Below are 24,118 nucleotides of genomic sequence, written 5' to 3'. Positions count from 1 at the left end.
TATTCAGAAATTCGTGACGGGAGGATTGTGAAGGGCCTCGTCGCCGCCGGCCGGATTGTCGACGACGATGACCCGCCGCCCTTCGATCCGGAGCCTTCCCTCGGCATACAACTGGACGGCCTGCGGGTAGATCCGGTGCTCCTGTCTGAGGATCCGCGCGGCCAGGGTGTCTTCCGTGTCGTCGTCGAGGACGGGGACGACCGCCTGGATGATGATGGGGCCGGTGTCGACGCCCTCGTCGGCGAAGTGGACCGTGCAGCCGGAAAACCTGACCCCGTGGAGAACCGCCTGCCGCTGGACGTGCAGTCCCGGAAAGGCCGGGAGCAGCGCCGGGTGGATGTTCATGATCCGCAGGGGGAATTCCCGGAGGAACCACGAGGACAGGATGCGCATGAACCCCGCCATGACCACCAGCTCCACCCCGCTGGCCTTGAGGATCTCCGCCATTTTCCGGTCGAAGGATTCCCGGTCGGGATAGTCGGCGTGCCGGATGACCGCCGTCCGGATACCGTGCTTTTCACAGCGTTTCAGGGCAAAGGCGTCCGGGTTGTTGCTGATGACGATCCGGATCCGGGCGTCCAGCGTTCCCTCCTCGATGCGGTCGATCAGGGACTGCAGGTTGGAGCCGCTTCCGGATACCAGGACGCCGATGGGCACTTGATTCATCTGGATTCACCGTTCGTTCGCTCGAAGACGCCGGGAGGCCCGGAACAGCGGACGGGCTTGCCGGCGGAGGGAGCGGAGAGTCGCCTCAGGGGGAGACCATTTCCAGCGGAGGCTGATCGTCCTCCCGCCGGTCGATGTGGCCGATGGGCCACGCCGTCTCGCCGAGCTGGTGCAGCCGGTTGAGGATCTCCGGCGCGTCCTGCTCCGGCACGACGAGAATCATGCCGATGCCCATGTTGAAGACCCGGAACATCTCCCCCTCCTCGACCCGGCCCAGCTCCTGGAGAACCCTGAAAATCGGGGGAATGATCCAGGAATCCCGCCGGACGACGGCCCGGATGGAGCCGCGGACAATGCGGGGGATGTTGTCGTAGAAGCCGCCGCCGGTCACGTGGACGAGACCGTGGACCGGAAAGTTCTTCAGGACGTTCAGGACCGACTTGACATAGATCCGGGTCGGCTTCAGGAGCTCTTCGCCCACGGTTCCCTCGAGGCCGGCCACCCGGTCCTGGACCGACAGACCCTGCCGGTCGAAGAAGACCCTGCGGGCCAGGGAGTAACCGTTGCTGTGGAGTCCCGTCGAGGCGATCCCTATGAGGACGTCGCCCACCCTGACTTCGGAGCCGTCGATCAGCCGGTCCTCCTCGACGGCGCCGACGCAGAACCCCGCCAAGTCGTATTCGCCGTCGCCGTAAAACCCGGGCATCTCGGCGGTCTCGCCGCCGATGAGGGCGCATCCCGCGTCCTGGCATCCATGGGCGATTCCCTCGACGACCTTCACGCTCGTCTCCACGTCGATCCGGCCGGTGGCCAGGTAATCGAGGAAAAACAGGGGCTCCGCACCCTGTACGAGGACATCGTTGACGGACATGGCCACGAGGTCGATGCCGATGGTATCGTGCCGGTTCATCCAGTGCGCGATGCGGAGCTTGGTCCCGACCCCGTCGGTGGAGGACACGAGAATGGGCTTGCGCCAGCGGGTCAGGTCCATCCGGAAGAGGGCCCCGAATCCCCCGATGCCGCTCATGACCTCCTTCCGGAAGGTGTTCCGGACGACTGGCTTGATCCGGTCTACAAAAAGATTGGCCTTGTCGATGTCGACACCGGCCTCACGATACGTTGCTGAATTGGACATGCGCACCCCCTGGAAATGCCGTCCTGTGTAGCGTGAAACCGCTGAAAAGTCAATCAGCCCGGATTCTCCCTTGAGGTGCGGTTCCCCTTTTGATATCCACGGGAATCATGGAATCCGTGGAAGAAATCCTCCAGCGCATGGAAAGCCCGCTCCGGTTCGCCTCCCGGGAGGGATACCGGCACGTGTCCGCGCTGCGCGACCTGGAGCCGCTCATGGCGGGCCATGTGGCGGCGCTGAAGGGAAAGGACTGGGAGTCCGTCTCCCCCGGACAGCCGCCGCCCTCGGGCCTCCTGGACGAGTTCGGGGAGATCTTCCGCGGGTATGACGCGCTGCCGGACGAAGAGAAGAAGGGGCGCATCGTCCGGGCCGTGCGGCTCCTCGACGAAATCCGGCGCTGGATCCCCCGCCGCACGGCCGCAGCCCCCGATGCGACGCCCGCCCTGCCCGGGACGGAGGATGTCCGGCTGTCCCTCTACCAGTTGTCCACCCCCGCCCGCTATGTCCGGGGCGTCGGCCCCCGAATCTCATCCCTCCTCGAAAAGAAGGGTCTCGTCACGGTGGAGGACCTGCTCTACTTCCTGCCGCGGCGCTACGAGGACCGGCGGGAAATCCGCAAAATCGCCGCGGCGATCTTCGGCCGCCGGGAAACCGTGGTGGGGAGGGTCACCGCCGCCGGGTTCCGCCAGTACGGACGCCGGCGCGTCTTCGAGGCCGCCGTGGAGGACGGGACGGGGACGCTCCTGTGCAAGTGGTTCCGGGGCGGATCGGCCTACCTCAAGCGGGTTTTCCGGGAGGGGGGAACGGTCATCCTCACGGGCGAGGTCCGCGGCTTCCTGGGGGGCAAGGAGATGATCCACCCCGACTACGAGGTCATCGACGAAGAGGAGGGGACCGACAGCCTCCATTTCCGGCGGATCGTCCCCGTCTATTCCGAGACGGAGGGGCTCTACCAGAAGGTCCTGCGGCGGATCCTGGCTGAGGTCCTGGAGGAGTATGCGGGCCACCTGATCAGCCCGATCCCGCCTTTCATCCTGCAGAGCCGCCGCCTTCCGGCGATGGTTGAGGCCGTCCGGGAGGTTCACTTTCCGGGGCCGGAGTCCGACCCGGACGACCTGAACCGGTTTGCCTCCCCGGCCCACCGGCGACTGATCTACGACGAATTCTTCTTCCTGCAGCTTGGAATGGCCCTGCGCCGGCGCGGCCAGGCCATCGAGGAGGGCATCGCCTTCCGGACCGGCGGTCCGCTGGTGAAGCGGTTCCTGAACGGGCTTCCGTTCCGTCTCACCATGGCGCAGAAGAGGGTCCTGGGCGAGATCGCCGGCGACATGGAGCGGCCGCACCGGATGAACCGCCTGCTCCAGGGAGACGTCTGCTCCGGCAAGACCGTGGTTGCCTTTGCGGCCATCGTGGCGGCCTGTGAAAACGGTTTCCAGGGCGCCTTCATGGCCCCGACGGAGATCCTCGCCCGGCAGCACTTCCGCAACATCGAGCGGTGGGCCGGGGACCTCGGCCTCCGGGCGGGGTTCCTCTCAGGCGGACGGAAAGGAAACGACCGGAAGGAAACCCTGGAGGCGGTCGCCCGGGGGGAGGTGCAGGTTGTGGTCGGGACCCATGCCCTGATCCAGGAGGGCGTGGAGTACCGGCGGCTGGGCATGGTGGTGATCGACGAGCAGCACCGGTTTGGCGTCCTCCAGCGGGCCACCCTCCGGGACAAGGGGGGCAACCCGGACGTCCTGGTGATGACGGCCACCCCGATCCCCCGGACCCTGGCCATGACGGTCTATGGCGATCTCGACGTATCGGTGCTGGACGAGATGCCGCCGGGGAAGAAGCCCGTGGATACCCGCGTCGTGTATGAGCATCACCGCGCCCGGGTCTACGATGCGATCCGGCGGGAGATCCGGAAGGGGAACCAGGCCTTCATCGTCTATCCCCTCGTGGAGGAGTCGGAGGCCCTGGACCTCAAGGACGCCACCCGCATGGCCGGGCACCTGCAGGCGGAGATCTTCCCGGAATACAGGGTGGGCCTGGTCACGGGGCGGATGAAGGGAACCGAAAAGGACGCCGTCATGGCGGATTTCGCCGCCGGGAGCATCCACATTCTCGTCTCCACGACGGTCATCGAGGTGGGGATCGACATCCCGGAGGCCTCGGTGATGGTGATCGAGCATGCCGAGCGCTTCGGCCTCTCCCAGCTCCACCAGCTCCGCGGACGGGTGGGACGGGGGGAGGCGGAGTCGCTCTGCATCCTTCTGGCGGGGCACGCCGGCTCCCCCGACGCCCGCCGCCGGCTCCGGGTGATGGAGGAGACCCAGGACGGATTCCGGATCGCCGAGGAGGACCTTGCGATCCGGGGGCCCGGCGAGTTCCTGGGGACGCGGCAGTCGGGCCTCCCGGACTTCCGGGTGGCCGACATCGTCCGGGACGGGAGGATCCTGGCGGAGGCGCGAGCCGACGCCTTTGCGCTGGCCGAACGGGATCCGGCGCTGGTGAGGCCGGAGCACGCCCTCCTGAAGGAGGTGCTCCTGAAGCGCTGGCACGGCCGGCTAGAACTGGCCCGGGTCGGGTGACAAACGAAAGGAAAGGAGGGGGACCGGTTTCCGCCGGTTTCCCCGCGGGAGAGATATGCGAACCATGGAAGCGGACCTTTTGATTTTTGACCTCGACGGCACACTCGTGTCTTCCGGGGGAGACATTGCGGCATCGGTGAACGCAACCCTGCGGCGCCTGAGCCTGCCTGAGCGGCCCGTTGAGGAGATCCTCCGGTTCGTCGGCGACGGGGTGCGCGTGCTGATCGAGCGCAGCCTGGGCGGGTTGGACGGCGGACGCTTCGACGAGGCCCTCGAGTATTTCGGCACCCATTACCGGGAGCACATGCTGGACACGACCCGCCCGTACCCCGGCATCGAGGAGGCGCTCCGCCACTTCGCGGGCAAGCGCAAGGTGATCCTGACGAACAAGCGCCATTCCTTCGCGCTGCCCATCGCCGAGGCCCTGGGCCTGACGGGGCATTTCGACGAGGTGATCGGCGCCGACAGCACCCCCTTCATCAAGCCGGACCCCCGCCTGCTGGACCTGGTGACCCGGCGGTTCGGCGTTTCCCCCGGCCGGACCGCCGTGATCGGAGACGGCGTCAACGACGTGCTCCTGGCTCAAAACGGCGGTGCCTTGAGCTGTGCGTACCTGAAGGGGCTCACGCCCCGGGAGAAACTCCTGGCCCTCCGTCCCGACCGCACGTACGAGGATCCGGCGGAGCTCGTGACGCTGATCCGCTGAGACCCGCGGCGCCGGCCCCGATCCGCCGCAACAAGGACAAGGCATGGACCCGTTCCTGCGCAGGATTTCCCGGACCATCGACCGCTTCTCCATGATCGGGGAAGGGGAGCGGGTCCTTGCGGCCGTCTCCGGCGGGGCCGATTCGGCGGCCCTCCTGGAGGTGCTCTGCCGCCTGGCCTCCGGCCGGAAGTGGGTCCTGTCGGCGGCCCACTTGAATCACGGTCTCCGCGGCGAGGAGGCGAACCGGGACGAGGCTTTCGTCCAGTCCCTGGCGGACCGGCTGCGCGTGCCCCTGGCCTGCCGCCGCCTGGAGCAGGGGGCCCTGCGGGACCGGGACGGGAAGTCCCTCGAGGAGGCGGCCCGGGACGCCCGCTATGATTTTCTCCGGGAAGCCGCCGAAAACGCGGGCGCCGGCCGCATCGCCCTGGGCCACAACCGCGGGGACCAGGCGGAGACGGTGCTCATGAACATGGTCCGGGGAACCGGCCTCGATGGCCTGAAGGGAATGCTGCCTGTCCGGGACTGCCTCTTCGTGCGGCCGCTTCTTTATGCATCCCGGCGGGAGATCGCGGAGTTCCTGAAGAGAGAAGGGCTGTCCTTCCGGGAGGACGCGACGAACCGGGACCAGCGGTTTTTCCGGAACCGGCTCCGGCAGGACCTCCTGCCACACCTCTCGTCCCAGTACAATATCCGGGTGGAGGAGGGGCTGGCCCGGCTGGCGGACATCGCCCGCCGGGAGAACGATTTCCTGGAGGAGACGGTCCGGGAGGTCCTGGGGCGGCTTGTCCCGGCCCGGACGGGTTCCCGGATCGAGGTGCCCTTGGACGGCCTGGCGGGCCTGCACGAAGCGGTCCGGTTCCGGGTGGTGAAGGCGCTCCTGGACGCCCTGGCCCCCGGCCGGAGGGTCGGGTACGGTCACGCGGAGTCGGTCCTGGCCCTGGCGGCGGGAGACCGGCCCCAGGGGGCTCTCCACCTTCCCGGCGGTGTCACGGCCGTCCGGGAATACGGCCGGCTGATCCTCCTGACCCGGGTTCCGGAAACCGCCGGATACGAATATCCCGTGGACGTGCCGGGACGGACCGCCATTCCCGAGGCGGGATGCCGCCTCGAAGTGTCCCAGGTCGAGCCTCCATGGGGGATGGGAACCGGCCGGGTCGCGCTGTTCGATGCGGACAGGCTTGCCTTTCCGCTGACAGTCCGGTCCGCCCGTCCGGGGGATCGCATCCGCCCCCTGGGGCTCGGTGGAACGAAAAAGCTGCAGGACATTTTCACCGACCGGAAGACTCCTCGGTCCCGGCGATCCATCCTGCCGGTTCTTGAAGATCGAGGAGGGATCCTCTGGGTGGCGGGCGTCTGCCGCGGTGACCGGGCCCTCGTGACGGTGGACACGCTCCGCGTCCTCCGGGTGGAAATCGAGGAGACACCCCGGGAGGAGGCGCCGTCGCAAAGTGTTTGAAATGGCGAAACGGTTATTGTAAGGAAGGGGCAAATTCAGGGATGCGTCCTTGTGGCGCATCCACACTTTTCCCAAGGCCGGAAACGGCAAGAGAGGAACGAACCCTTTGAATCCCCTGCAGAAAAACATTGCCCTCTGGCTCATCATCAGCCTCGTCTTCGTGCTGCTGTACCACATGTTCAGCCAGCCCAAGAGCGGACAGGAGACGCTGATCTACAGCCGCTTCATCGCCCAGGTGGAAGCCGGCAACGTCTCCGAGGTGACCGTCCAGGGGGATAACATCACCGGCAAGTACAAGGACGGCAAGACGACCTTCAAGACGTTCGCACCGAAAGACGAGAGCCTGATCCCCCGGCTCCAGGCAAAAGGGATCCAGATCGCCGCCAAGCCGGTGGAGGACTCTCCCTGGTACATGACGATCCTGATCTCCTGGTTTCCCATGATCCTCCTCATCGGCGTGTGGATCTTCTTCATGCGCCAGATGCAGAGCGGCGGCGGCAAGGCCATGGCCTTCGGCAAAAGCCGGGCGCGCCTCGTGACGGACAAGACGAAGAAGGTCACCTTCGCCGATGTGGCCGGCATCGACGAGGCGAAGGAGGAGCTCACCGAGGTGATCTCTTTCCTGAAGGATCCCAAGAAGTTCACCCGCCTGGGCGGCCGGATCCCCAAGGGCCTGCTCCTGGTGGGCTCCCCCGGGACGGGAAAGACCCTGCTGGCCAGGGCCATCGCCGGAGAGGCGGACGTGCCCTTCCTGAGCATCAGCGGCTCCGACTTCGTGGAGATGTTCGTCGGCGTCGGGGCCTCCCGGGTGCGGGACCTCTTCGACCAGGGAAAGAAGCACGCCCCCTGCATCATCTTCATCGACGAGATCGACGCCGTCGGGCGGCACCGCGGGGCGGGCCTCGGCGGAGGCCACGACGAGCGGGAGCAGACCCTCAACCAGCTCCTGGTCGAGATGGACGGATTCGAGTCCAACGAGGGGGTCATCCTGGTCTCCGCCACGAACCGGCCCGACGTCCTGGACCCGGCCCTGCTCCGGCCGGGGCGGTTCGACCGGCAGGTCGTGGTGCCCCTGCCCGACATCAAGGGGCGGGAGATGATCCTGCAGGTGCACACCCGCAAGACCCCCATGGGCGACGACGTCGACTTCGCCATCCTGGCGCGGGGAACCCCCGGCTTCTCCGGGGCGGACATCGAGAACCTGGTCAACGAGGCGGTGCTCCGGGCCGCCCGGCTGGACAAGGAGAAGGTTTCCATGGCCGACTTCGAGTTCGCCAAGGACAAGGTCCTGATGGGGACGGAGCGCAAGTCCATGGTCATCAGCGACTCGGAGAAGCGCATCACCGCCTACCACGAGTCGGGGCACGCCCTGGTGGCGAGGCTCCTGCCGGGAACGGACCCGATCCACAAGGTGACCATCATCCCGCGCGGGCGGGCGCTCGGACTCACGCAGCAGCTGCCCATCGACGAGAAGCACACCTATCCGCGGGGCTACCTGCTCAACAGCATCGCCATCCTGCTGGGGGGGCGCGCGGCGGAGGAGCTTGTTCTCAAGGAGTTCACCACCGGTTCGGGGAACGACATCGAGCGGGCCACCAACCTGGCCCGGAAGATGGTCTGCGAGTGGGGCATGAGCGACGTCATGGGGCCGTTGAGCTACGGCAAGAAGGAGGAGCAGATCTTCCTGGGCCGGGAGTTCGCCACCCACAAGGACTACAGCGAGGAAACCGCCCGGCGCATCGACGGGGAAGTGAACCGGATCGTCATGGACGGCTACGACCAGACGCGAAAGCTGCTCCAGGACCACTTGGACATCCTGCACCGCCTCGCCGCGGAGCTGCTGGAGAAGGAAGTCCTCAACGCGGTCGAGATCGACGGCATCCTGACGGAATACGGCGTTTCCATTCCCGAATCCGGTCAGTTGGCATCCTGATCCCGTTCCGGCCGGACGCACGAAGTGAGGCGGCGGGCCTTTGCGCCCGAGCCGGAGCGGTGGCGCCGCTCCATTTCCGTTGTCCCAAGGAATTCCCGGAAGAAACCAGCCTGTGAGACCTGCAGGCCGTTTCCGGACGGCCCGCGGCGGGTGAAACGTATGCGGAATCCCAGAATGCTCCACTGTCCGACCCCCGCGGACGCCCGGGAGATCCTCCGGCGCACCGGCTGTGACCCTTGGGGGATCGATGCGATGGCGCCCAAAATGGCCGGGCTGGCCGTTCTCCTGGAAAAGGTGTCCTGCCGGGACGCCAACATCCTCAAGCAGGAGATGCTTTCCGCGGGCGGCGACGCGGCGGTGGCCCGGGGAACCGTTGCCTGCAGCCTGCCTTTCACCGATGTGGTCCTCATGGGCACGGTCAAGCAGCTCCGGCGGTTCGCGGAAAAAATGGCCTTCCAGCCCTTCGGCCTGAAGACGCTGGCGGAAGCAATCCCGTCGCTCCTGGGGCGGCACTTCCGGGACCGACACGTACTCAGGGCGGGAAAGTGGGAGATGGCCCTGGGGGAGCGGACCCTTGTCATGGGCATCCTGAACGTCACCCCCGACTCCTTCTCCGACGGCGGCCTCTGCCTGGCTCCGGATCAGGCCGTGGCCCGGGCACTGCAGATGGTGGAAGAGGGGGCGGATTGGATCGATGTCGGCGGGGAATCGACCCGGCCGGGATCGGATCCCGTTTCCCTGGACGAGGAGCTCCGGCGGGTGATTCCCGTCGTCGAGACCCTGGCGCGGCAGCTCCCCGTCCCCCTGTCGGTGGACACCACGAAGGCGCAGGTGGCCCGGCGGGCCGTCGAGGCCGGCGCGGCGATGGTCAACGACGTCAGCGCCATGACCTTCGACCATGATATGGCCGGGGTTGTGGCGGAGACCGGTGCTGCCGTGTCGCTCATGCACATCCGCGGTGTGCCCCGCATCATGCAGTCCGAATACGTTCCCTATGGCTCGGTGCCGGGGGACATGATCGCCTTCCTTGAGGAGCGAATGGAGGCGGCCTCCGCGGCGGGTGTCCCGGAAGAGCGGATCCTGGTGGATCCGGGGTTCGGCTTCGGCAAGAGCGACCGCGACAACTGGCGGATGCTCCGCCACCTGGAAGAATTCCGGTCCCTCGGCAGGCCGATCCTGGTGGGGGTGTCCCGGAAGGCCTCCATCGGCCGGGCAACCGGGGGTGACCCCCCGGCGGAGCGGCTCCCGGGAACCGCCGCCGCCGTCACGGCGGCCATCCTGAACGGGGCCGCCATGATCCGGGTTCATGACGTGAAGGCCATGAAGAAGGTCGCCGCCGTCGCCGATGCGGTCCGCCGGGGAGGTGAAGCGGAGGCGCCGGAGGGGGCTACGTGATTGCCGGTACGGGCATCGACCTGGTGGAGGTCCGGCGCATCGACCGGCTCCTCCAGAAATGGGGGGACCGCTTCACCGGCCGGTTCTTCGCCCCCGGGGAGGCCGCCTATTGTGGAGCCAAGGCCCGCCCGGCCATCCATTACGCGGCCCGTTTCGCCGCCAAGGAGTCCTTCCTGAAGAGCCTGGGCATCGGCCTGGGGATGGGCGTGCACCTGCGGGAGATCGAAGTTTCCCGGGACCGGCGCGGCAAGCCGGTCCTCGTGCTGCACGGGAAGGCCGCCTCCATGCTGAGAGAGCGGGGCATTACAGCGGTCCACCTGAGCCTGACCCACACGGCGGATCACGCGGCGGCCGTGGTGATCCTGGAGACGGAAGCGACAAGGCCGACGGAGAAGAAGAGCCATGTCCGGGAATGAAACGCTGATCCTGGAAACGAAGAGCGCCGGCATGACCCGGGCCCTGGGACGGGTGCTCGGCGGGATCCTGAAGGCCGGCGACGTGGTGGCCCTGGCGGGGGAACTGGGGACGGGCAAGACCTGCCTGACCCAGGGAATCGCCGAGGGGCTGGACGTATCCGCGGATTACCGCATCACCAGCCCCACCTTCACGCTGGTGAACGAATACCCGGGGCGCCTGCCCCTGTACCACGTCGATGTTTATCGCCTGGCCGGGCGGGCGGACCTGTACGACCTCGGTTTCGACGAGTTTTCCGAGGGGCGGGGGGTGGTCGTCATCGAGTGGGCCGAGAAGATCCGCGAGGCCGTCCCGGAGGGAGCGCTCTGGATTTTCCTCTCCTATGTAGACGACGAGACGCGGCGGATCGAGATCGACGCACAAGAGGAAATCCCTTGCAAAAATGAACTTGTTGAAATATGTAACCGCACCCCCTGAGGGGGCATCAAACGGAATGCCGGAGGGCGTTTTAGGGTATGGGGCTGATCGTTCATAAATATGGCGGCACATCGGTGGCCGACCTGGAAAAGATCGAAAACGTGGCCCGGAAGGTGATCCGGACGAAAGAGGCGGGGAATGAGATCGTCGTGGTGCTGTCGGCCATGGCCGGTGAAACGGACCGATTGATCGCCCTGGCCCAGAAGGCGTCGGACGACCCGGATCCGCGGGAGTTTGACTCCCTGATCTCCACGGGCGAACAGGTGACCGTGACACTCCTGGCGATGGTCCTGAACCGCCTGGGGTATCGCGCCAAGTCCTTCCTGGGATCGCAGGTGAAGGTCCACACGGACCAGGCCTTCAAGAAGGCCCGGATCGTCGAGATCGACCAGAAGGTCCTGAAGGATGAACTCCGGCAGGGGACGATCTGCGTCGTCGCCGGCTTCCAGGGCGTCGACGACGAGGGGAACATCACGACCCTCGGGCGGGGCGGCTCGGACACCAGTGCCGTGGCCCTGGCGGCGGCCCTCCGCGCTGACGCCTGCGACATTTACACGGACGTGGACGGCGTCTACACGACGGATCCGAACATCTGTCCCCACGCCAGGCGGCTCAGCAAGATCTCCTACGACGAGATGCTGGAAATGGCCAGGGCGGGCGCCAAGGTCCTGCAGCCCCGGTCCGTGGAGATGGCAAAGAAATTCAACGTTCCCGTGTACGTGAAATCAACATTCACCGACGAGGGGGGAACCCTGGTGACGAAGGAGGACAAGGACATGGAAAAGGAAGTGGTCTCCGGGGTCACGTACGACCGGGATCAGGCCAAGATCACCGTGGTCCGCGTGCCCGACCGGCCGGGCGTTGCGGCCAAGCTGTTCACGCCCCTGGCGGACAAGAATATCGTCGTGGACATGATCATCCAGAACGCCAGCGTCGAAGGCTTCACGGACCTGAGCTTCACCGTTTCCCGCAAGGAGGTGAAGGCGGCCCGGGAAATCGTCGAGAAGGCGGCCCGCGACGTCGGCTCGGAGCGCGTGGAAGTGGACGAGAGCGTCTCGAAGATCTCCATCGTCGGCGTCGGCATGATCAGCCATTCCGGCGTTGCCGCGAAGATGTTCGCCACCCTGGCCCGGGAAGGCATCAACATCGAGATGATCAGCACCTCGGAGATCAAGATCTCCTGTGTGGTGCACTCGAAATACACCGAGTTGGCCGTGATGGCGTTGCATGAGGCTTTCCAATTAGAGCAGCGCTCCTAGGGCTGGCGACCCTTGAAAACGGCCGGATGCATCGTTGTGCTTCGGCTCTCGTCGCTGCGACGTACGTGAAAAGTACGTCTCCCTCCTCGGGCCTCGCACGCCTCGCCTGCGGCCGTTTTGAAGGGTCGCCGGCGATCGGGATCTTTATGGTGCGGCGTACGAAGGAGTACGCCTCCCTCCTCGCGATTTGCGCTCCTTGCCTGCGGGCATTTTGCGGAGCCACCCGGGGTGGAAAAGCGGCGGCAAAGCGACCGATTCTTTGCCCCGATCCGGCTTCGATCCGTCTAAGCCGGGCCGGTGATAAACTGTTGAATCACCTCCCGGTGCCGGTTCTCACAGGCACCAGGAGGCTGTCATTCCCCTCCCGACAGCACAGCCGTTCCCGGAACCCATGTGCATCCCGCGGATGCTCCGGAGATGGTGCGAGATCCCCTTTACGGACGGCCAGCGCGACGGTACGACGGCACTCTTCCTGATCGCCGTGGCGGTCATCCTCGTTTTCCATTTCACCCCTCCTGCACAGGGCCTGCGAACGGCGTCCGACACGGATGAGCGGTCCGGCCCCATCGCCGTCGTTCTCGAAGGCGGATCGATGGTGGACGGCGTGTACTTCCTGAAGCCGGGAACCACCCACAGGACTTTAGGGGAGCGGATCGGCGTTCCGGCGGAGGCATGGCGGTGCGGTTCATGTCCAGACAGAGTTCTGGCAACCGGCACGTTCGTCCTTTGGAAAGGCCCGGGATCCGGCGAGACGCCGCGGTTCGGTCCCCTGGATGCAGCTCGCCGTCTCGCCCTGGGACTGCCCATCGACATAAACCGCTCGAAAGACTGGGAGTTGGCTATGGCTCCGGGCATCGGTCCGAAGATGGCGGAGAAGATCGTCCGGTTCCGGGAGAAACGGGGCCGGATCCGTCGCCTGGAGGAGTTGACGGGCATCCGGGGAATCAAGAAAAAGCGGCTGGAGGCGCTTCGGCCTTACCTGGCGGTCCTGCCGGACGGGTGCTGGTCTTGCGAAGACGGTTTCCTCCCGGATCGAAAGGGATCCCGTTGAAGGAAGCCATCGGGACGGGATCCGCCATGAGAAATCCTCCATCCGAGGTGATGGATTCCTCCGGCACACTCTTTGCGAATTATCCCCGTGCAATGGCGAGGCGGATTTTCATAAACCGCCTCAATATCGATATGTTAAGCATGAATGATGCTTTACCTGGTGGATTGGTGTGCGATCCTTTCTTGACAGGGAGTCAATCCGTTGACGACGGCCCTGTCACCCTCTCCGTTCTGCAGGTTTTACCAATCCGGAATATGCAGTTTTGAATAACGAATATGCTTGAAGGAGGCTGTTATGGGGTACATGTCCGAAGCAATCGGCTTTGGCGGATTCATCGTTGGCCTGCTGGTCATCGTGCTGGGCGGGTTGAGGATCATCTACGGGAAGAACCGGCCCACCAAGATGTACGGGGTTGTCGTGCCGGTGATCGTGATCGTGGCGCTGATGTTTTACGTGTTCGGCCGTCTGGCCGTTTTGTCGTCGTGGGTGAGTGCGCTGACGGCCGTCTTTCTGGCGGGGGTTTTCGTGCTGGCCTGCTTCATCCTGATTGCCAGGAAGAAGGCGATTCCGATCATCGGCTCCATGTACGGCATCGTGACGGGGGTTGACGACATCGTGGCGGGGACGGAGCAGATGGCCTCCACGAGTGCGTCCCTGGCGGAAGGGGCCAGTGCGCAGGCCGCGGCCATCGAGGAGACCTCGGCGTCCCTCGAGGAGATGACGTCCATGACCGCCCAGAACGCCGAGAATGCGGGACGGGCGAGCACGATGATGTCAAAGGAAGCCAGGGAGAGCTTCGGCATCGTGGAGAAAAAGATGCAACAGACGCACGACGTCGTGATGGCCAGCGTCCGGGCGGGCGAGGAGACGGCCAAGATCATCAAGACCATCAACGAGATCGCCTTCCAGACGAACCTCCTGGCCCTGAATGCGGCCGTCGAGGCGGCCCGGGCCGGTGAGGCCGGGGCCGGCTTTGCCGTTGTGGCGGAGGAGGTCCGCAGCCTGGCCATGCGTTCGGCCGCGGCAGCCCGGAACACGGAGGAACTGATCGCCGATTCGACGGGGAAGACCCGCCAGGCCTCGGCCCTGTTCGACGAGATGAGCCGGGAGCTCTCCCGGAACCGGGACATCTCCATGAAGGTGACGGACCTGATCGGCCAGGTCGCGGAGGCTTCCAAGGAACAGGCCCAGGGGATCGATCAGATCAGCCGCGCCGTGGTGGAAATGGACAAGGTCGTCCAGCAGAATGCCGCCAGCGCCGAGGAATTCTCGGCCGTCACGCAGCGGATCCGGGATGAGCTGGTCGGCATCAGCGGGAGTGTCGACAGGGTCAAGCCCATCATTGGGGAAGAGATCATCATGGCTATGGGAGAAAGGAAGGGAGCTGTGCGACAGGCGTCATTCGCCCATTCCTCGAGCTACCCGGCACACGCAGGGTCCGGTCCAGAGCGCCTTCCGGCGAAACTCTGAAAACCCGGGCGTGACGGAGGTCCGGAAAGGCTCGTCTGCCGAACGGCCGCACCTGGAGCGCGGAGACTGTCATCCGGCAGTGGGCGACCGGCGGGCTGCCCATTAATCAATAGTCGGGAATAAAAGAGAAAAGGGGACCGGCTTCATGCCGATCCCCTTTTCTGCGTTTTTCGACCCCGGCGGGAACCTCCATCGGGTTCCGTCGTTTTACCGCTATTTCTTGTAGCCGTTCAGGTAGGACAGGACGCGCTGGACGTAGTCCTGGGTCTCCCGGTAGGGGGGAATGCCGCCGTAGCGCATGACCGCCTTTTCGCCGGCGTTGTAAGCCGCCAGTGCCAGCCGGAGGTCGCCGTTGAAGAGCCGGATCAGGTAGCGGAGATATCGGACCCCGCCGTCGATGTTCTTCTCCGGGTGGAAGGAATCATCCACCTGGAGGGACGACGCCGTGGCCGGCATGAGCTGCATCAGACCACGGGCCCCTTTCGGGGAGACCGCCTGGTGGTTGAAATTCGACTCCGCCTTGATGACCGCCTTGATGAGCGCCGGGTCCATTCCGTGCTTCTGGGCCGACTTGGTGATGATCGGATCGAACTTGTTGATGTCCCGGGCGATCTTGCGGTTGAAGATGACCCGCGGCTCCCTCATGATCAGGGTGTACTTCTTGGTCGCATCGGTGGGGACGTTCGTCAGATGGATGACCCCTGTCTCGTCCTCGTACTTGTATATGTCCGCCGCGACGTATCCCGGCACGGCAGTCAGGATCAGGAGCAGGGCCAGAGCCAGGACGGCGCCCCGCAGCATGTGCGTAATTACCGGCATATCCACCTCTCAAGACGGGTATCCTATGGGACCGCGGAAGGGAATGCAAGCATTTTCAATGGGAATATCGGGATGATATCCCTCTTGACTTATAAATCGTTCATGAGTATAAGGTCACGCTCCATAATCAGCGGGTCCAGATCTCTCCGCGTTTCTCCAAATGTCGTAGTATCTATCCGTTGCAAGGGAACAAAAAAGGGGAAAGGGGCTTTCCTTCGGAAAGGCGGAATATGAAAGTGACTGTGCGGCAGATCAGGCGAGTGATGATTGCGAACCGGGGAGAGATCGCCCTCCGGATCCTGAGGACGGCCAAGGAACTGTCTCTGGATGTCGTGGTTGTTTTTGAAGGTCCCGACAGCGATGCCTACTACATCCGGCTGGCCGAAGATGCCGTCATGATCGGTGACGGGCCCCGGAAGGACTACCTGGACATCGACAAGATCATCTGGGCGGCCAAGAAGAGCGGTGCCGATGCGATCCATCCCGGGTACGGCTTCCTGGCGGAGAATCCCGATTTCTCGGCCGCCTGCGACAAGGCCGGCATCCTCTTTATCGGCCCCCCCCCGGGGGTCATCAGCAACCTGGGGAACAAGGTGGTGGCCCGCCAGATCGCCCAGAAGGCGGGGATTCCGTGCGTTCCCGGGACGAAGGATCTGCTCCGCGGAGAGGCGGGTGTCCGGGAGGCCGTCGATTTCGGGCGGATGTACGGATATCCCCTGATGCTCAAGGCATCCGCCGGCGGCGGCGGCCGGGGCATCCGGAAGGTGGTCGACGAGGCCGACCTCCTCAAGCAGATTCCCCAGGCCCGGGCTGAGACGCTGGCGGCCTTCAACGACGAGAACATCTATGTGGAGAAGTGCATCGAGGCGCCGCGCCACGTGGAGGTGCAGATCCTGGCGGATAAGCACGGCAACGTGATCCACCTGGGAACGAGGGACTGCTCGATCCAGCGGCGCCACCAGAAGCTCCTGGAGATCGCCCCGGCGGACCTGCCGCCGGATGTCCTGGAGGCGATGTGCGACTGCGCCATCCGGTTTGCCCGGGAGTCCGGATACGTCAACGCCGGCACGGTGGAGTTTCTCGTCGACTCGAAAACGAGCGAATTCTGGTTCATGGAGATGAATACCCGGCTCCAGGTGGAGCACACCGTGACGGAGGAGCTCTCCGGGGTGGACATCGTCCGTGAGCAGATCCGCATCGCCGAGGGCCATGTCCTGAGCATTCCCCAGGAGCTGGGGCTGCTCAGGGGCAAGGCTATCCAGGTTCGGATCAACGCGGAAGACCCGAAGAACAATTTCATGCCCGAGGGGGGCAAGAGGCTGGAGGTCTACCAGTCCTCCGGAGGCCCTGGCGTCCGGCTGGACGGCGTGGTCTACCAGGGATTCAAGATCCCCACGGAGTACGACTCGATGATGGTCAAGATGACCGTCCGGGGGCTGAACTGGGAGCAGGCCATCCAGCGACTGAAGCGGGCCCTCCAGGGTTTTCTCATCGTTGGACCCAAGACGACGATTCCCTTCTACCTGGCCATCTGTGACGAGCCGGATTTCCAGGCGGGCCGGTTCGATACGAGTTATCTCGAGACGCATCCCGGGGTTTTCGATTACCCCGAGCCGGAGCGCGAAGTGGCGAAACTGGCGGAGCTGATCGCGGAGATCCACGCCCGCAAGATCAACCCTTATGCATACTGAGTCTCCCCGCGCCGGTGTCGGAAACCGGAAGGGCCGGCCGGAGAAGGGAGACAGGGAGGACCCATGCTGAAGAATATTTCCCAGAACCTGCTCGACGAACGGATCACCCCGAGGGATCTGCGGGAGCACGGGGTCCGGTTCTTGCTGGACAAGATCCGGCAGGCCGACGGGTACTATCTGACCAATACGGAGAGGGATCAGTCACAGTCCGATTTCAAGAACCGGATCATGCCCCATACCCAGCTTCTCGTGGCCCGTCCGCGCAACGACGCGGGCTACTTCTCCCTGGAAATCACCGGCGGGGCCTCGGTCCACGTGGACATGCTGCGCAAGCAGATCAACCCCCTGGAGAAGCTCCAGGTGCTGAGCGAGCGCATGCCCGACACCATGTTCCAGACGCTCTGCCGGGGAATCAACCTCTTCGGCTACCGTCCCTACCCGGAAAACGTGGTCCGCCTGACGGTGCGCACCTTCGCCCGGTATGTCCACGTGTGGCGGGTGTTCGACTTCCTCAACTATATTCCCAACATGCGGGCGGTCTTCGAGGAGGTGATGGCGTCGGGATGCATCCTGGAGCCGTCCATCTGCTTCTCCACGGGGCCCGAGCACACCGATGAATACTACGTGGGAAAGGTGGGGGAGATCCTTGATGTCACGGGTCCGGACATCCTCCTGTGCATCAAGAACCACGGGGGGCTCGGAACATCAAAGCGCATCGGGGACCTGGTGCGGGCGATCCTCGACAAGTACCCGGATCTCATCATCCACTACCACGGCCACAACACCGACGGCAACGACATCGGCCGGATCGTCGAGGCGGTACGCAACGGGGCGAAGATCGCCGACGCGGCGGACCATGCCTTCACCGGGTTCTATGGACCCCCGCCGCTGCTCACAGTCATCGAGACCCTGGAAGAGTACGGACAGCGGGCCATGGGCATCGACAAGCAGTCCGTTCTGGACACCTCCAGCATGCTGCGTCCGGAGCGGGAGTACTACAAGGACCTCGAGTCCCAGTTTCTGGGATTCGATCCCTCCGTCCAGGTTCACAAGCTCCCCGGCGGGGCCACGGGATCGAGCTTCGAGCAGGCTGTGAAGGGCGGGTTCCTCCACCGGATGCCGGAGATCCTCCAGCATGAGCTTCCCCGTGTCCAGACGGAGCTGGGGAACTGGTGGAGCGTCACCCCGGGCTCGCAGATCCTCTGGACCACGGCGGTGAACAACGTCCTGAAGGGCGTCCGTTACAAGGACGCCAACGACGACCTGAAGAGCCTGATGCTGGGGAGGTACGGCGACCTGCCGTTCTACTGGCCCTCCGACGAGATCTACCGGGCCGTCTTCGGGCCGGACTGGAAAGAGATCCGGGAATGCGACACCTGCTACCAGCGCATCGAGGACGTTGACCTCGACGTGGAGAAGAAGGTCCTGGAAAAGCGCCTGGGCCGCCACGCCACGGAAGACGAACTGGTGCTCTACCTGCAGCACCCGAACGACGCCGTCAATTTCCTCAAGTTCGAGACAAAATTCGGAAAGACCTGGGTCCTGTCGCCCAAGATCTGGTTCAACCGGGGAGGATTCTCCCAGGGCGAGAAGTTCGATTTCCCCGATGCCTTCGGCCGGCTCCACACCATCGAGATCGGACCGCAGCGGAAGACCAAGGGGGGCGACATGGTGACCTACATGGTCATCGACCATCACACCGAGCCCGTCCTCACCGTACTGGAGGAAGAGGCGACGGGGCAGGCGAAGAAGAAGATGGCCCTGTCGGCCAAGGAGATCGGTGAACTGGCCAAGAAGGGCGACATCCGCTCCCATATTACCGGAACGGTCAACGAGATTCCCGTGACGGAAGGCGCCCAAGTGGAGCCGGGGCAGGTCCTGATCATTCTGGAGGCCATGAAGATGCTCAACAACGTGGCTTCCGACCTGAAGGGACAGGTCGTGGAGATCCGGGTGTCACCCGGCGACAAGGTCGAGGTGGGGGATCCCCTCATGACGGTCCGGAAGGAATAGGGCTGCACCGGCTCCGATCACCGTCTGCCGGACCGTAACAGGTTGATAGAAAAGGAGAAACGAACGGATTCGGGATTTCCGTCTTGACTTTCCCGGCATGCGTGGTACTGTTTCGTGCCTTTTTTCAATCCCGGTATCCAACGGTTCCAGTCTCATTCCGCTCGCGCCCCGGTGATCCGTCCACATCCGACCCGATAGAGGCGTGTTCATGTGCCCCCGGGCGGCACCGTGAGGAAACGCATAACAGCAGGGAGTCAGGATGGCGAAACGCGGCTTTACGCTCTTGATCATTCCCCGAAAGGACGGTCCCGTCCATACCTTCGGGATTCCCGGATCCCTCCTGAAGAGGCTGGCCGCGGTTCTGGCCGTCGTCATTCTCGCGTCGCTCTATTTCGCCTATGATTACATTTCCGTCCGCCGGGATGCCGCCGAGTTGGCGCGCCTGCGGGCAGTCACGGGCAACCAGGAGAAGCAGATCGTCGAGCTCGCCGGACGCCTGGAGCGGTACAGTGCCAGGATGAACGAGTTGAGCGAGTTCGACCGGAAGATCCGCATTGCCGCCAACATCGAGGGCAGCCGCGACAAGCAGGTGATTCTGGGCATCGGGGGCGCCGTGCCGGAGGAGGGGCCGGTCCCGTCGCGCCTGGATGGAGACCGGCAGGCCATCCTGACGCAGGTCGTGCAGGGCGTCGACCGGCTGGAGCAGGAGGCGGCCGCCCGGGAGAAGAGTTTTGTCCAGATCCTGCATTTCCTGAACCGCCAGCGTTCGGTCGTCGCGGCGACACCGTCTCTCTGGCCGGTACGGGGACTGGTGACCTCCGAGTTCGGTACCCGCTCGTCCCCCTTCGGCGGAGGCCGGGAATATCATGAGGGTATCGACGTTGCCACGCAGCACGGAACGCCGGTCCGCGCGCCAGCGGACGGGGTCGTTCTGGAGGCGTCCATGCAGAGCGGCTATGGGAATGTGGTCAAGCTTGATCACGGCCGGGGGCTCTCCACGCTCTACGGGCATTTGTCCCGGATCGCCGTCCGGAAAGGGACGATCGTACGGCGGGGCGAGGTCATCGGGTACGTCGGGAACACCGGCCGAAGCACCGGCTCCCATCTTCACTACTCTGTTTATTTCAGCGGAGTCGCCGTGAATCCGAGGAATTATCTGCGCCGATAGGGAGGATCTCCTTCCTTTTTTTCCCACGGCGCCTACCGTCCGACACCGGTGCGACACCGGTTTTTTTATTGGATATGCGATATGATGTTTGAATCCATTTTGAAGAAAATCGTGGGCAGCAAGAACGACCGCGACCTGAAGCGCCTTTCCTTTATCCTCGATGAAGTCAACGATCTGGAACCGGCGATGCTGGCCCTGAGCGACGCCGAACTCCAGGCGAAGACCCCGTATTTCAAGGAGAAGCTGGAAAACGGAGCCACCCTGGACGACATCCTCCCGGAGGCCTTTGCGGTCGTGCGGGAGGTGTCCCGGCGGACCCTCCTGATGCGCCCCTTCGACGTGCAGGTCATCGGCGGCATCGTCCTCCACGAGGGAAAGATCGCCGAGATGAAGACGGGCGAGGGGAAGACCCTGGCGGCGACCATGCCGATGTACCTGAACGCCCTGACGGGCCGGGGCGCCCACCTGGTTACGGTGAACGACTACCTGGCCCGCCGCGACGCTTCGTGGATGGGGCCCATTTACAACTTTCTCGGCCTGACCGTGGGCGTCATCGTCCACGGCATGGACGACGCGGAGCGCAGGAAGGCCTACCTGTCGGACATCACGTACGGAACGAACAACGAATTCGGCTTCGACTACCTTCGGGACAACATGAAGTTCACCCTGGACGATTACGTCCAGAGGGACTTCCACTACGCCATCGTCGACGAGGTGGACAGCATCCTCATTGACGAGGCCCGGACGCCCCTCATCATCTCCGGGCCGTCCGACGAATCGACGGACAAGTACTACCGGATCAACCAGATCATCCCGCGCCTTCGCAAGGACACGGACTACACGATCGAGGAGAAGAGCAAGACCGTGGTGTTGACGGAGGAGGGCGTCGCCCGGGTGGAAAGCCTCCTGAAGGTCCAGAATCTCTATGAACCCGGGAACATCGAGATCGTCCATCACGTCAACCAGGCCCTCAAGGCCCACACCCTGTTCAAGCGGGACGTGGATTACATGGTGAAGGACGGCGAGGTCATCATCGTCGACGAATTCACCGGCCGGCTGATGCCGGGGAGGCGCTACAGCGACGGCCTGCACCAGGCCCTGGAGGCGAAGGAGAAGGTCAAGATCGAGCGGGAGAACCAGACCCTCGCGTCCATCACCTTCCAGAACTACTTCCGCATGTACGACAAGCTGGCGGGCATGACCGGCACCGCCGACACGGAGGCGGAGGAGTTCAAGAAGATCTACGGCCTCGAGGTGGTGGTCGTCCCGACGAACATGCCCATGATCCGGGAAGACCATACGGACGTCGTCTACAAGACGGAGGAGGAAAAGTTCAAGGCCGTCATCGAGGAGATCAAGGAGATGCACCGGAACAGCCGACCCGTCCTGGTGGGCACCATCTCCATCGAGAAGTCGGAGTACCTGAGCAAGATTCTCTCCCGGACGGGGGTCAAGCACCACGTCCTCAACGCCAAGCAGCACGACCGGGAGGCGGAGATTGTCGCCCAGGCGGGCCAGCGGGGCATGGTGACCATCTCGACCAACATGGCGGGTCGCGGAACCGACATCAAGCTGGGCGAGGGAGTAGCGGAACTGGGGGGCCTCCACATCCTGGGAACGGAGCGCCACGAGAGCCGGCGGATCGACAACCAGCTCCGCGGCCGCTCTGGACGCCAGGGGGACATGGGTTCCTCCCGATTCTACCTGTCCCTCGAGGACGATCTGATGCGCATCTTCGGGGGCGAGAAAATCTCCTCGATCATGGACAGGATCGGCCTTGAGGAGAACCAGCCCATTGAGCACCGGATGATCTCCAAGGCCATCGAGAACTCCCAGAAGCGCGTGGAAGGGCAGAACTTCGAGATCCGCAAGCACCTCCTGGAATACGACGATGTCATGAACCGCCAGCGGCAGGTCATTTATGAGCAGCGCCGCAAGGTCCTACGGGGAGGCGAAGGCCTCTGGTCGGACCTGGAAGAAATGCTGGGGGACGTCCTGGACGACCTGATTCCGGACTTCATCGACGAGAAGGGGAATCCGGTGGACGGGGATCTGAAAGGGCTGGAGGACATGGTGTTCAAGCAGTTCTCCCTGAAGATGAACTTCTCCGACCGGGAAGACCTGAGGCCCGCCGTGATCCAGGAGGAGATCCACGAAGCCGTGATGGGGCTCCTCCGGGGCAAGGAGGCGGAGTTCGGGAAGGAGCTGATGGAATACCTCCTTCGTGTCATCATGCTCAATGCCATCGACACGCAGTGGAAGGACCACCTGCTGGCCATGGATCATCTCAAGGAGGGGATCGGGCTTCGGGGATACGGACAGAAGGATCCCGTTCGGGAGTACCAGAAGGAAGGGTACGACATGTTCATGGAGATGATCGAGCGGATCAAGATGGACAGCCTGGAGAAGCTCTGCATGATCCGGATCCAGCGGGAGGACGAGGTCGAGCGGATCCAGCGGCGGCAGGAGCAGGAGTACGTCATGAGCCGGGGAGGCGACGGGGCGGCGGCCGCCCCGGTCAAGCGGACCGGGGAGAAGGTCGGCCGGAACGATCCCTGCCCCTGCGGGAGCGGGAAGAAATACAAACGATGCTGCGGTGCAAATTGAAAAGCGGCGACGTGACATGCAGCCGGTGAAGAATGACATGAAAAGGGATGTGAACTGGACCGTACCGGGTTTCCGGGCGGCGGGGATCGCCTCGGGGATCAAGGAGGACGGGCGCAAGGACCTGGCCCTGATCGTTTCAGAGGAGCCGGCCTCCGCGGCGGGCATGTTCACCACCAACGCCTTCAAGGCGGCCCCGGTGATTGTGGACATGGAGCGCATCCGGTCCGGCCGGGCCCAGGCGATCCTGACCAACAGCGGCAACGCCAACGCCGCCATGGGGCCCGAGGGCATCGAAGACGCCCGGGCGTCCTCCCGGGCGGTCTCGGGGGCGCTGGGCATTCCGGATGACATGATTCTAGTGGCCTCCACGGGAGTCATCGGCCGGCGCCTGCCTGTCGGGAAGATCCTGGCCGGCGTCGGGTCGCTGGCCGGGAGACTGCGTCCTGACGGGATGGAAGAGGCCCAGGAGGCGATCCTCACGACGGACCGGTTTCCCAAGATGGCTCTCCGCGCGGAGAGCATCGACGGCCGGCCCGTGACGGTCCTAGGGATGGCCAAAGGCGCCGGTATGATTCAGCCGGACATGGCGACCATGCTGGCCTACGTTCTCACGGATGCGGCCGTCGAGCCCCGCCTCCTGGGAGAGCTGCTCCGGGAAGGGGTGGCCGGGAGCTTCAACGCCATTTCCGTGGATGGATGCATGAGCACCAACGACACCGTCCTCGTCCTGGCCAACGGCCGGGCGGGGAACCGCCCTTTCCGGAAAGGGGACCGTGACGGCCGTACCTTCCGGGGGATGCTGGCGGCGGTCCTGGAGGAGATGGCCCTGGCCATGGTCCGGGACGGGGAAGGGGCGACCAAGGTCGTCACGCTGGAAGTGTCCGGCGGGAGGACGAAGGCGGAGGCCCGGAGGGTGGCCTATGCCGTGGGGAACTCAAACCTGTTCAAGACGGCCTGTTTCGGGGGAGACCCCAACTGGGGGCGCGTGATCGGGGCAGTGGGCGCCGCCGGTGTGCCGGTGAATCCCGATGCTGTCAATGTGTCTTTTGGTGGGGTGACGGTCTTTGCGGGTGGCCGGGGCATTCCCGCGGCGACGGCGGAGCTGGCCCGCGTCATGGCCTCGGACCGGATCCATGTCCGGATCGATCTCGCCGGAGGCAGGGGGGCATTCGTCCTCCACACCTCCGACCTGACCTTCGACTATGTCAGGATCAACGCCCATTACACGACCTGAGCGGGGACCACTTTTTTCCCTGGGCGCGGGGGCTGTCACGGGGGCATGCCGCCC

General features: G+C 64.5%; 18 protein-coding genes. 15 read left to right on the top strand and 3 right to left on the bottom strand.

Features of this window, described 5'->3' with window-relative positions; all coding sequences use genetic code 11:
• Positions 1 to 3: 3 nt before the first annotated feature.
• Both purN and purM read right to left on the bottom strand, forming a co-directional pair.
• Positions 4 to 666, bottom strand: a complete 663-nt coding sequence (purN, locus tag PLO63_12210) for a phosphoribosylglycinamide formyltransferase (GenBank protein HOI74897.1) — start codon at positions 664 to 666, stop codon at positions 4 to 6.
• Positions 667 to 751: 85 nt separating this feature from the next.
• Positions 752 to 1,801 carry a phosphoribosylformylglycinamidine cyclo-ligase gene (gene purM / locus PLO63_12205; GenBank protein ID HOI74896.1) on the bottom strand — a complete coding sequence of 350 codons (1,050 nt, stop codon included), beginning with the start codon at positions 1,799 to 1,801 and terminating at the stop codon, positions 752 to 754.
• A gap of 107 nt (positions 1,802 to 1,908) precedes the next feature.
• On the opposite strand from purM, the gene recG reads away from it, so the two are divergent.
• The 10 genes from recG to PLO63_12155 all read left to right on the top strand — a co-directional run bounded on the left by recG (position 1,909) and on the right by PLO63_12155 (position 14,532).
• Positions 1,909 to 4,371: an ATP-dependent DNA helicase RecG gene (gene recG / locus PLO63_12200; GenBank protein HOI74895.1), complete on the top strand. Its 2,463-nt coding sequence runs from the start codon at positions 1,909 to 1,911 to the stop codon at positions 4,369 to 4,371.
• A gap of 64 nt (positions 4,372 to 4,435) precedes the next feature.
• The gene (locus tag PLO63_12195) at positions 4,436 to 5,077 is read left to right on the top strand and encodes an HAD-IA family hydrolase (protein HOI74894.1); all 642 of its coding nucleotides are present in this window, start codon (positions 4,436 to 4,438) and stop codon (positions 5,075 to 5,077) included.
• A gap of 43 nt (positions 5,078 to 5,120) precedes the next feature.
• Entirely contained in the window at positions 5,121 to 6,533 is a 1,413-nt protein-coding gene (gene tilS, locus PLO63_12190; GenBank protein HOI74893.1) for a tRNA lysidine(34) synthetase TilS, read from the top strand.
• Between the two features lie 106 nt (positions 6,534 to 6,639).
• Positions 6,640 to 8,466, top strand: a complete 1,827-nt coding sequence (gene ftsH, locus PLO63_12185) for an ATP-dependent zinc metalloprotease FtsH (GenBank protein ID HOI74892.1) — start codon at positions 6,640 to 6,642, stop codon at positions 8,464 to 8,466.
• 159 nt (positions 8,467 to 8,625) lie between these two features.
• Positions 8,626 to 9,861 (top strand): dihydropteroate synthase, encoded by a 1,236-nt coding sequence (folP, locus tag PLO63_12180; protein ID HOI74891.1) that lies wholly within the window; start codon positions 8,626 to 8,628, stop codon positions 9,859 to 9,861.
• Complete coding sequence (gene acpS, locus PLO63_12175) at positions 9,858 to 10,277, top strand: holo-ACP synthase (protein ID HOI74890.1); 420 nt, start codon at positions 9,858 to 9,860, stop codon at positions 10,275 to 10,277. Before folP ends, acpS begins: the two co-directional genes overlap by 4 nt.
• A complete protein-coding gene (gene tsaE, locus PLO63_12170) occupies positions 10,264 to 10,752 on the top strand; it encodes a tRNA (adenosine(37)-N6)-threonylcarbamoyltransferase complex ATPase subunit type 1 TsaE (protein HOI74889.1) in 489 nt (162 codons plus the stop codon). The genes acpS and tsaE overlap by 14 nt, the downstream gene beginning before the upstream one ends.
• A gap of 38 nt (positions 10,753 to 10,790) precedes the next feature.
• On the top strand, positions 10,791 to 12,011 hold the full coding sequence (locus PLO63_12165) for an aspartate kinase (protein HOI74888.1): 1,221 nt from the start codon (positions 10,791 to 10,793) through the stop codon (positions 12,009 to 12,011).
• 391 nt (positions 12,012 to 12,402) lie between these two features.
• The gene (locus PLO63_12160; GenBank protein ID HOI74887.1) at positions 12,403 to 13,062 is read left to right on the top strand and encodes a helix-hairpin-helix domain-containing protein; all 660 of its coding nucleotides are present in this window, start codon (positions 12,403 to 12,405) and stop codon (positions 13,060 to 13,062) included.
• 303 nt (positions 13,063 to 13,365) lie between these two features.
• Positions 13,366 to 14,532: a methyl-accepting chemotaxis protein gene (locus tag PLO63_12155; protein HOI74886.1), complete on the top strand. Its 1,167-nt coding sequence runs from the start codon at positions 13,366 to 13,368 to the stop codon at positions 14,530 to 14,532.
• Between the two features lie 213 nt (positions 14,533 to 14,745).
• Here PLO63_12155 and PLO63_12150 read toward each other — a convergent pair whose 3' ends face one another.
• Positions 14,746 to 15,351 carry a lytic transglycosylase domain-containing protein gene (locus PLO63_12150; protein ID HOI74885.1) on the bottom strand — a complete coding sequence of 202 codons (606 nt, stop codon included), beginning with the start codon at positions 15,349 to 15,351 and terminating at the stop codon, positions 14,746 to 14,748.
• 230 nt (positions 15,352 to 15,581) lie between these two features.
• On the opposite strand from PLO63_12150, the gene PLO63_12145 reads away from it, so the two are divergent.
• The 5 genes from PLO63_12145 (at position 15,582) to argJ (ending at position 24,064) form a co-directional block, all read left to right on the top strand.
• Entirely contained in the window at positions 15,582 to 17,042 is a 1,461-nt protein-coding gene (locus tag PLO63_12145) for a biotin carboxylase N-terminal domain-containing protein (GenBank protein HOI74884.1), read from the top strand.
• A gap of 63 nt (positions 17,043 to 17,105) precedes the next feature.
• A complete protein-coding gene (locus tag PLO63_12140) occupies positions 17,106 to 19,055 on the top strand; it encodes a biotin/lipoyl-binding protein (protein ID HOI74883.1) in 1,950 nt (649 codons plus the stop codon).
• Positions 19,056 to 19,314: 259 nt separating this feature from the next.
• Positions 19,315 to 20,223, top strand: a complete 909-nt coding sequence (locus tag PLO63_12135) for a M23 family metallopeptidase (GenBank protein ID HOI74882.1) — start codon at positions 19,315 to 19,317, stop codon at positions 20,221 to 20,223.
• Between the two features lie 81 nt (positions 20,224 to 20,304).
• Positions 20,305 to 22,830, top strand: coding sequence for a preprotein translocase subunit SecA (gene secA / locus PLO63_12130; protein ID HOI74881.1), 2,526 nt, complete (start codon positions 20,305 to 20,307; stop codon positions 22,828 to 22,830).
• 37 nt (positions 22,831 to 22,867) lie between these two features.
• A complete protein-coding gene (gene argJ, locus PLO63_12125) occupies positions 22,868 to 24,064 on the top strand; it encodes a bifunctional glutamate N-acetyltransferase/amino-acid acetyltransferase ArgJ (protein ID HOI74880.1) in 1,197 nt (398 codons plus the stop codon).
• Positions 24,065 to 24,118 lie beyond the last annotated feature (54 nt).

This window comes from Syntrophales bacterium (assembly GCA_035363115.1).
Taxonomy (GTDB): domain Bacteria; phylum Desulfobacterota; class Syntrophia; order Syntrophales; family PHBD01; genus PHBD01.
The sequence above is the reverse complement of the archived record's forward strand: the minus strand, read 5'-3'. Positions and strand labels throughout refer to the sequence as shown.

What these genes read in the sequence shown, in the direction of transcription:
- purN (HOI74897.1), bottom strand. Translation starts at nt 666, where the DNA reads ATGAATCAAGTGCCCATCGGCGTCCTGGTATCCGGAAGCGGCTCCAAC.
- purM (HOI74896.1), bottom strand. Translation starts at nt 1,801, where the DNA reads ATGTCCAATTCAGCAACGTATCGTGAGGCCGGTGTCGACATCGACAAG.
- recG (HOI74895.1), top strand. Translation starts at nt 1,909, where the DNA reads ATGGAATCCGTGGAAGAAATCCTCCAGCGCATGGAAAGCCCGCTCCGG.
- PLO63_12195 (HOI74894.1), top strand. Translation starts at nt 4,436, where the DNA reads ATGGAAGCGGACCTTTTGATTTTTGACCTCGACGGCACACTCGTGTCT.
- tilS (HOI74893.1), top strand. Translation starts at nt 5,121, where the DNA reads ATGGACCCGTTCCTGCGCAGGATTTCCCGGACCATCGACCGCTTCTCC.
- folP (HOI74891.1), top strand. Translation starts at nt 8,626, where the DNA reads ATGCGGAATCCCAGAATGCTCCACTGTCCGACCCCCGCGGACGCCCGG.
- tsaE (HOI74889.1), top strand. Translation starts at nt 10,264, where the DNA reads ATGTCCGGGAATGAAACGCTGATCCTGGAAACGAAGAGCGCCGGCATG.
- PLO63_12165 (HOI74888.1), top strand. Translation starts at nt 10,791, where the DNA reads ATGGGGCTGATCGTTCATAAATATGGCGGCACATCGGTGGCCGACCTG.
- PLO63_12160 (HOI74887.1), top strand. Translation starts at nt 12,403, where the DNA reads ATGTGCATCCCGCGGATGCTCCGGAGATGGTGCGAGATCCCCTTTACG.
- PLO63_12155 (HOI74886.1), top strand. Translation starts at nt 13,366, where the DNA reads ATGTCCGAAGCAATCGGCTTTGGCGGATTCATCGTTGGCCTGCTGGTC.
- PLO63_12150 (HOI74885.1), bottom strand. Translation starts at nt 15,351, where the DNA reads ATGCCGGTAATTACGCACATGCTGCGGGGCGCCGTCCTGGCTCTGGCC.
- PLO63_12145 (HOI74884.1), top strand. Translation starts at nt 15,582, where the DNA reads ATGAAAGTGACTGTGCGGCAGATCAGGCGAGTGATGATTGCGAACCGG.
- PLO63_12140 (HOI74883.1), top strand. Translation starts at nt 17,106, where the DNA reads ATGCTGAAGAATATTTCCCAGAACCTGCTCGACGAACGGATCACCCCG.
- PLO63_12135 (HOI74882.1), top strand. Translation starts at nt 19,315, where the DNA reads ATGGCGAAACGCGGCTTTACGCTCTTGATCATTCCCCGAAAGGACGGT.
- secA (HOI74881.1), top strand. Translation starts at nt 20,305, where the DNA reads ATGATGTTTGAATCCATTTTGAAGAAAATCGTGGGCAGCAAGAACGAC.
- argJ (HOI74880.1), top strand. Translation starts at nt 22,868, where the DNA reads ATGAAAAGGGATGTGAACTGGACCGTACCGGGTTTCCGGGCGGCGGGG.